This window comes from Kitasatospora sp. CB01950, from assembly GCF_001905465.1.
In the GTDB taxonomy this organism is placed as follows: Bacteria; Actinomycetota; Actinomycetes; order Streptomycetales; family Streptomycetaceae; genus Kitasatospora.
In genome coordinates this window covers 89386-97308 of sequence record NZ_LISX01000013.1, presented here as the reverse complement: position 1 = coordinate 97308, position 7923 = coordinate 89386, and the positions used below count along the sequence as shown (strand labels likewise).

Genomic DNA, 7923 nt, shown 5'->3' with positions numbered 1-7923 from the left:
GCCGGACGCCCACCATCGGCACTCGTGTGCGACGCACCCTCATGACCCGCAGGCCGACCCGCGTCAGCACCCGTGTGCGACGCACCCTCATGACCAGCCGGCCGACCCGAGTCAGCGCCGCTCTGACCCGCACCGTCCGCACCGGTCCGCGTCGGACCGTCGTGCGTCGGCGTCGGCGTCGGCGTCGGCGTCGGCGCGCCCGAACGGCCGTCGTGGCCGGGCGAGTTCACGCCGTCCGCGCCCGTCCGCGTGGGGCTGTCGTGCGACGGGGTGGACGATCCGGCGCTCGTGTCGTGGGCGGGAGGCTGGTGGTCGGTGCCGACCCGGGTGCCGAAGGGGTCGAGCGCCGGACTGTTGTCGCGCGGCGGTCGGGCCGGGGCGGACTGCTCGTGGCCGCTGTTCGGCGCGTGGTCGGACCCGCTGCCCGTCGAACCGTTCGCGCCGTTCGTACCGCTCGCGCCGTCCGAGCCGGACGAACTGATCGTCGGGCCGCTCCCGCCGCTTCCGTGCTGCAATGACCCACCGGTGGGCGAACTCCCGCCCCCAGAGGCCGAGTTCGTGTGCCCGCCACCCGACGGCACCGACCCGCCGCCACCCGTGCTGCCACCCGCCCCGGCCCCATCGCCATGCCCGGCCGACGCCCCCGAGCCCGACCCCGACCCCGCCCCAACCCCGGAGCCGGACCCAGAACCGGCCCCGGCGCCCGAAGACTCCCCTCCCCCGCTCCCCGCCCCGTCGTGCTCGCCGCCCGGCGAGGAGTCGCCGCGCCCGGCCGCGTGGTCGATGCCGCCGCGGACGTGGCCGCCGGCGCGCGAGCCGAGGCCGTCGCGGAGGGACTCGGTGAAGGTCTGGCCGGAGTTCTTGACGGACTCCTTGAAGTCGTCGAGTCCGCGCTTGCCCGTGCGCCCCAGGTCGTAGCCGTTCTGCGCGCCGAAGCCCTGGTTGACGGTCTGCGCGATCAGGTCGCTGATCATGCCCTGGATCGCCGAGACGGCGGGCTCCTTCAGGGTCTCCATGATCGCTTCCATCAGCGCCTTGCGAAGCTCCTTCAACAGACGACGAACAATCATCTTCGTCGCCGCGGTCGCCCCGGCCGCACCCAGCTCCGACAGGCCGAGAGTGAACGGCGCGGCAGCCTGCGCGGCGATCAACTCGACTGCCAGTGCCACCAATTGGGCGATCACCGCCACCTTGCAGGTGATCACGATGACGGCGGCCGCGTCGAACGCCGCGGCGATCAGACGCGAGGCCATCGCCGCGTCGGCGAGGTAGCCGTCCGAACCGCCGCCGGAGAACTTCTCCCAGGTCTTGCCGAAGGCGTCGATGCTGTCGCCGGAGTTGCTGGACAGCACGCTGTTGGCGGCGGTCGCGCCCCGGTAGTGGATCTCCTCGACCTGGTCGGCGAAGTCCCGCCAGACCTGCGCGGACTCCCGGAGTTTGTCCTCGTCCGCGGTCGGCCAGTCGAAGCCGAGCATCTCCAGGACCCACTCGACACTGTCCGGCAACATCAGCGACACTTCGCCAAACCCCCTGCGCCTCACGGGAAACGAACAAACGGACCAACAAACGGACCAACAAGCGGACAGATCAACAGACCGTCAATTCACCCCGACGGCACAGGGAAAGGGCCGACCTCGCCGGCCCCCGGGGCCCGGGGCCCGGGGCCCGAAAACCGGAAGCCCGGAAGCCCGGAAGCCCGGAAGCCCGGAAGCCCGGCGCCCAAAAACCCGTCAGTAGACCCGCGGCCGCTGCAACGACTGGATCCCGCCGCCGAGTTCGTCCGCGCGGGCCTCCATGGTGTGGAGGGTGTCCTCGGTGTCGGCCTCGTTGGACTCGTGACTGGCGGCCATGTTCTGCAACTTGTCGCCGATCTCGCCGATCCGGGTGCCGAGGGACTCCATCGACTCCTTCATGCCGTCGCGCAGGCCCTCGTAGACGATGCCGAACTTCTCGCCGAGGTCGTCGTCGCCCCAGGGCGGCGTGTCGCCCTGTTCGAGGGCTTCGAGTCGGCCGGAGAGGGTGCCGAGGGCGGAGAGGAAGTCCTGCCCGACGGCGGCCATGTTCCGGCCCTCGGCCCGTAGGTTCTGCGAATCGACCACGATCTGCTGAGACATGCCCGCCCCCGACTCGGACCACCGGGGCCGCTCGCACTGCTGACCCCGTGAGTTCGGGACCCCCGGGTCGGTTCCGACGGCGGCGGGTCCAATTTTGGTCCCTGCATCATAGGGCCGGAATCATTGCCAAGCCATGCTGCCCACCAACGTCGCAAAAGCTTGTCACCACACCTCCACCGTCGTGCAGTTGACCCGCACCGGCCCGGATCGCCCACCCGAGCTCCACAGGCCTTGATCTGCAACGGTGCTCCGCCGACGAAGTGCCCCAGCGGCCCCACCGGCCCCGGACCCGGAAGGCCCACCGCCACCCCACGGGGCCTTCACATCATCGCCACCGGCTGCACACGCGGGCAGTCAGGCCGCCGCCCCGCCCGCGTCCACGGGCAGGTCCGCGAGCCGCCACTCCAGCATCCCGTCGTCCAGCCGGATCGCCCGCCGCCCTCGCGCGGTGAGCAGCCGGACGGCGTCGTAGGCGAGGGCGCAGTATGCGCCGCGGCAGTAGACGACGACCTCGGCGTCCTCGGGGAGTTCGCCGATCCGTTCGGCGAGTTCCTCGACGGGGATGGAGAGTGCGCCGGGGATGTGTCCGGCGGCGTACTCCTCGGCGGGGCGGACGTCGAGGGCGACGGCGCGGCCGTCGGCGATCCGGGTCAGCAGGTCCTCGCGGGTGACGGCGTCGGGCTCGTCGGGGGCTTCGGGGCCGAGGTAGGCGGTCCGGGCGGGGGCGACGGCGGCCTGGTGGCGTTCGGCGACGCGGCGCAGCAGGTCGAGGAGTTGGGCGACGTCCTCGCCGGCGAGGCGGTAGTGGATGCGGACGCCCTCGCGGCGGGTGGCGACCAGTCCGGTCTGCTTGAGGGTCTGGAGGTGCGCGGAGGCGGTGGTGAGGTTGAGTCCGGCGGCTCTGGCGAGCGCGTCGACGGTGCGTTCGCCCTGGGCCAGCAGGTCGAGCAGTTCGAGTCGTTTGCCGCTGGAGAGGGCTTTGCCGGTGGCGGCGAACGCCTCGTAGAGCTCGGTCTTCGCGGCCCGGTCCGCCATGGCTGCGACCCCTTTCTCGGCAATTCTATGGAATAAGGGTACTCGGCCACCGCGCAGCCCCCGGCCGGCGCAGTGGAAGAAGTGCCGAGGAATCGTCAATACCGGCTCACAAAAGGCCAGTTGAGCCGGGCCACGCGCCCTGGTGCGGCCCGCCCCGGTGCGCCAGGCTTCTCCCGAGGGCTCCCCCCTGCACCCCCACAACCCCCGCGGCGCTTCGCCGGGCGGATCCCCGATCGGTGCGCCGGACAGAGAGGTGGAGTCACATGACAGCGCTCCCCAGCGGACGGGCCGGCTCGCCGGGCCGTCTTCGAAGGCTGCGGCACCGGGCGTCGGTCGTCTCGGTGGCCGTCTCGGTGGCCGTCTCGGTGGCCGGCGCGCTCGGAGCCCTCGGCGTGGTCGTGCCCGTGTCGTCGGCGCACGCGGCCGGCGAGGTCGGCGAGGCTCCCTCACCCGGCAGGGCCTCCGCGCACCGGCTGGTCTACATCGCCAACTCGCGCGCGAACTCGGTCACCGCCTACGACCCGTCGACCGCCTCGGCCGTCGCGACCATTCCGGTCGGCACGTACCCGCAGGCGGTGGCGGTCTCCCCGGACGGCAGCGAGGCGTACGTCGTCAACAACGGCAGCGGCACGGTGTCCGTGATCGACACTGCCACCGGCACGGTCGGCTCGACGATCGCGGTCGGCCGGCTGCCCGGACCGGTCTCGTTCTCCCCGGACGGGACGCACGCGTACGTCGGGCACTACGTCAGCGCGCGGGCCGGCGGCGTCGACGTCATCGACACCGCGACCCGGACGGTCACCACGACCGTGGCGGTCGGCAGCCAGCCGTTCGGCATCGCCGTGGCCCCCGACGGGGCGCACGCGTACGTGGCGAACCTCATCGGCGGCTCGGTCTCGGTGATCGACACCGCCACCAACAGCCTGACCGAGACGATCGTCGACAGCCGGGCCCGGATGCCCGCCGCCGTGGCGGTCTCGCCCGACGGCGGCCGGGTGTACGTCGCGAACTTCGCCGGCGACAACGTCTCGGTGATCGAGACCGCCAGTAATACGGTCACCGGCGTCGTCCCCGTCGGGGCCGGGCCCGGGGGCGTGTCGATCACCCCGGACGGCGCCCACGCCTACGTGGCGAACCAGAACGAGGACACCGTCTCGGTGATCGACACCGGGACCGGCGGCGTCAGCGACACGGTCGCGGTCGGCGCCACCCCCGTCGGCGTGCTGGTCGACCCGGCCGGTGGCGCCGCGTACGTGGCCAACAGCCGCGCGGGCACCCTGTCCGTGATCGACACCGCCACCCGCAACGTCACCCGTACGGTCGACACCGGCAGCTCCCCGTACGGCCTGGCCGTCGCCACCGTCGCGCCCACCGTGACCGGGGTTCGGGCCGGCCACGGGCCCGACGCCGGCGGCAACAGCGTCACGGTCGTCGGCGCCCACCTGGCCGGCGCCAGGGCGGTCATGTTCGGCGACACGCCGGCGACCGGCGTCACCGTCGTCAACGACTCCACCCTCAGGGCGACCGCCCCCGCACGGCCCGGCGGGGCGGTGAACGTCACGGTGACCACCCCGGCGGGCACCAGCCCCGTCGGCACCGCCGGCCGGTACACCTACGCGTATCCGTTCAGCGGCTTCCGGCCGCCGGTCGCCGACCCGCCCGCCGTCAACCGGATGAACGCCGGCCGGGCGGTCCCGATCAAGTTCGGCCTGGGCGGCGACCGCGGCCCGGACGTCGTCTCCCGCGACCACCCGACCGCCACCCGCGTCGACTGCACCACCGGCGCACCGCTCGGCCCGCCCGTGCCCACCGCCGCCACGGACGGCGGGCTGCGGTACGACCGGGCCGCCGACACGTACAGCTACGTCTGGAAGACCGATCGGTCCTACGCCGGCAGCTGCCGACTGTTCACCCTCGGCCTGAACGACGGCACCCTGCACACCGCGCTGTTCCGGTTCAGCTAGCCGAGGCCGGGGCCGGGCGGCGGGCCGTACCCACCGCCCGGCCCTTGTCCCGACTTCATGTCCCCGCCTACCCCGCCGCGCCGGGCCGGGCCTGCGCGGGCAGCCGGCCCGCCCTCGCCGACGCCCACTGGAACAGGACGGCGGCCATCGTCAGGGCGATGACCGAGGCCTGGACCAGGGCGCTCGCCGACCCGCCGCGCAGCGCCGCCGAGAACGACAGGGCCAGCACCGGGACGGCGACCGCCGGACCGGCCGCGTACCAGGCGGCGAAGAACGCGACGCCGGTGCCGCCGGACGGCTGCGGGCGGTACAGCAGGTCCCGGCGGGCCGCGCCGCGGCAGGCGTTCACCAGTCCGGCCGCGACCAGGGGCGGGACGGCGATGGGCGCCAGCCAGGCTGCCGGCCCGCCGCCGAGCGACAGCGCCACGGCCGACCCGGCCACTGCCAGCACGAGGCCGAGCACGGTGGGCACCACCGCGTGGCGCTGCATCAGGCCGGCGAACGGGTACGGGGACCAGGACGCCCGGCGCACGTCGTCGGTCTCGATCCGGGCGGGTTCCAGCAGTTGGGCGACCGCCAGGTAGTCGAAGGCCAGCGCGACCACGGTCACGACCCAGGACAGCACGCCGCCGGTGCCGTGCGCGAGGACCGCGCAGAGCACGGCCGGCACGGTCAGCAGCACCGCGCGCCCGAGTCGGGCGGGCGTGCGGAGCAGGGCGAGGGCGTCCCGCCAGTACAGGATCAGCCAGGCGTGCCGGGGCGCGGGCAGCCGGAGCCGGAGCTGTCGGCCGTTGCCGGACGCGCCGCTCACGGCCAGCCGGGCGGCGCGCAGTTCGACGGTCCGCAGCGCGGCCAGCACGCCGGCCGCCGCCCGGGCGCGCTCGCGCAGCAGGGGCAGCGGCAGGGTCCCGGCGGCCCGGTCGGCGAGCACCAGGGAGGCCGCGGTCGCCACCACCAGTAGCGCGGCGGCGGGCGCGGCTCCGGGGACGGCGGCGGGCGTCGGGCCGAGCGCGGCGAGTCCCGCCCAACCCCACGGGCCCGACCACAGCTCCGCCTGCTCCAGCCAGTGGACGGGGTGGCCGGCGACGGCCAGCGCGCTCTGCGTCGCGAGCGCCAGGATCAGCAGGGTCGCGTACGGGGTCAGCCTGCGTGCCCAGCGGGCGGCCGACGGGCTGCTCTGCACCAGCAGTCCGGCGCAGACGCCCAGCAGCGGCAGGCAGAGTCCGCCGACCAGGCACCAGCCGAGGGCGGCGGGCAGGCCGACGCGCGCGGTCAGGCCGAGCGCGACCATGCCGCCGACGGCGATCACCAGTCCGGGGAAGGCGGCCAGCCCGCAGGAGAGCCAGAACCACGGGCGCAGCACCGGACGCGGCCGGACGGGGTGCGCGAGCAGCCAGTCGGTGGTGGCCCGGGGCGGCAGGACGGGCCCGCGCCACAGTCCGTCGCGGACGGCCAGCAGCAGGGTGGCGAGTCCGACGGCGGCGATGCCGCTGGGCATGGCGGCCAGCAGGTCGGGGCCGTGGCCGGTGTAGTCGGCGCCCTCCGAGGCGTGGACGAAGAGGCCGAGGCTGGGGAGGCCGCCCCACATCACCAGGATGAGCACGGTGCAGTAGAGCGCGAACGCGACCTGCTTGGTCCGGTTGCGCCGGTGCGGTGCGCGCAGGGCGCGCAGGACCGCCAGTGCCTCGTCGGTCCAGTCGTCGTCCTCGCTCCACTCCGCGGCGGTCGCGCCCCCGGCCCACTCGTCGCCGCAGCCCCGCTCCTCGTCGCCGCCCCGGTCGGCGCTCTCGGCCTCGTCAGTCGCGGAGACCTCGCCCGTCGCCGCGGCCTCGTCCGTCGCCGCAGCCTCGTCCGTCGCCGCAGCCTCGGGGCGGCTCATCGGGCGCCCGCCGATGCGGCGCGACCGGCCGTGCCGGTGCCGTCGGCGCCGAGGACGGCGGCGGGTGCGCCCTGTCGGACGATCCGTCCCTCCTCCAGGACCACCACCCGGTCGGCGACCTCCCGTGCGAGGTCGGTGTGGTGGGTGACCAGCAGCACCGCGACCCCGTCGGCGAGTTCCGCCGTCAGGAGTTCGGCGAGCCGCCGGCGCGCGTCCGGGTCGAGGCGCTGCTCGGGCTCGTCGAGCAGCAGCAGGTCCCGGGGCCGGACGAGGGCGCAGGCCAGCAGCAGGGCCTGCATCTGTCCGGAGGAGAGGGCGGACGGCAGCGCGTCGGCCCGTTCGGTGAGGGAACGGTTCTCCAGCACCTGCGCGACCCAGTCGGCGGCGTCGACGACCCCGTGCGCGACGGCGACCAGCAGCAGGTGCTCGCGCACGGTCAGGTCGGGGTAGCAGGCGACCATGTCACCGACGACCGCGACCCGGGCGCGGATCCGGGGGTCGTTCTCGTTCATCGGCAGACCGTCGAAGCGAACGGTTCCGGTGGTCGGCAGGTCACGGCCGGCCGCGATGCGCAGCAGGGTGGACTTCCCGGATCCGTTGTGCCCGAGCAGCGCCACGCATTCGCCGGCCGCCAGTTCGAGGCCGACGGGGTGGAGCACTTCCCGGCCGCCGTACGCGCGGCTCACCCCGGTCAGTTTCAGCAACGCTGGACGGGAGCCGGCACGGGGTGCGGCGGATTTCTTGGCCATGTGGACGGCGCCTCTCGACGGATTGGTCGACCAAGTATCGCCCGCTGCCCGCGCGCGGTTCTCCGCCCCTCCCGGTCCGGCCGAACGCCGGTGCGGGGCGAGTCCCTCGGTGCGGCCCGCGTCCAGCCCCCGCCCCAGACCCAGACCCAGGCACCGGCACCGGCACCGGTGGGCCGATGACC

The 7923-nt window shown here is 74.4% G+C and carries 6 protein-coding genes; 1 reads left to right on the top strand and 5 read right to left on the bottom strand.

The features are described from left to right. The 3 genes from AMK19_RS36165 to AMK19_RS38275 all read right to left on the bottom strand — a co-directional run. On the bottom strand, positions 1-1508 hold a 1508-nt coding region (locus AMK19_RS36165; protein WP_158071951.1), incomplete at its 3' end, for a WXG100-like domain-containing protein. A gap of 222 nt (positions 1509-1730) precedes the next feature. Further along, positions 1731-2114 (bottom strand): hypothetical protein, encoded by a 384-nt coding sequence (locus AMK19_RS27205; RefSeq protein WP_073816229.1) that lies wholly within the window; start codon positions 2112-2114, stop codon positions 1731-1733. 354 nt (positions 2115-2468) lie between these two features. Then, positions 2469-3149, bottom strand: a complete 681-nt coding sequence (locus tag AMK19_RS38275; protein WP_073816227.1) for an ArsR/SmtB family transcription factor — start codon at positions 3147-3149, stop codon at positions 2469-2471. Between the two features lie 263 nt (positions 3150-3412). Here AMK19_RS38275 and AMK19_RS27195 point away from each other — a divergent pair, with 263 nt between their 5' ends. Beyond that, positions 3413-5113 (top strand): PxKF domain-containing protein, encoded by a 1701-nt coding sequence (locus AMK19_RS27195; RefSeq protein ID WP_083647403.1) that lies wholly within the window; start codon positions 3413-3415, stop codon positions 5111-5113. A 67-nt stretch (positions 5114-5180) separates the two neighbouring features. Here the strand turns inward: AMK19_RS27195 and AMK19_RS27190 are convergent, their stop codons facing one another. Both AMK19_RS27190 and AMK19_RS27185 read right to left on the bottom strand, forming a co-directional pair. Further along, positions 5181-6992 carry a hypothetical protein gene (locus tag AMK19_RS27190; RefSeq protein ID WP_241844611.1) on the bottom strand — a complete coding sequence of 604 codons (1812 nt, stop codon included), beginning with the start codon at positions 6990-6992 and terminating at the stop codon, positions 5181-5183. After that, a complete protein-coding gene (locus AMK19_RS27185; RefSeq protein ID WP_073816224.1) occupies positions 6989-7741 on the bottom strand; it encodes an ABC transporter ATP-binding protein in 753 nt (250 codons plus the stop codon). The genes AMK19_RS27190 and AMK19_RS27185 overlap by 4 nt, the downstream gene beginning before the upstream one ends. Positions 7742-7923 lie beyond the last annotated feature (182 nt).

Coding starts and splice junctions, on each gene's coding strand:
- AMK19_RS27205 (WP_073816229.1), bottom strand. CDS start 2,114: ATGTCTCAGCAGATCGTGGTCGATTCGCAGAACCTACGGGCCGAGGGC.
- AMK19_RS38275 (WP_073816227.1), bottom strand. CDS start 3,149: ATGGCGGACCGGGCCGCGAAGACCGAGCTCTACGAGGCGTTCGCCGCC.
- AMK19_RS27195 (WP_083647403.1), top strand. CDS start 3,413: ATGACAGCGCTCCCCAGCGGACGGGCCGGCTCGCCGGGCCGTCTTCGA.
- AMK19_RS27190 (WP_241844611.1), bottom strand. CDS start 6,992: ATGAGCCGCCCCGAGGCTGCGGCGACGGACGAGGCTGCGGCGACGGAC.
- AMK19_RS27185 (WP_073816224.1), bottom strand. CDS start 7,741: ATGGCCAAGAAATCCGCCGCACCCCGTGCCGGCTCCCGTCCAGCGTTG.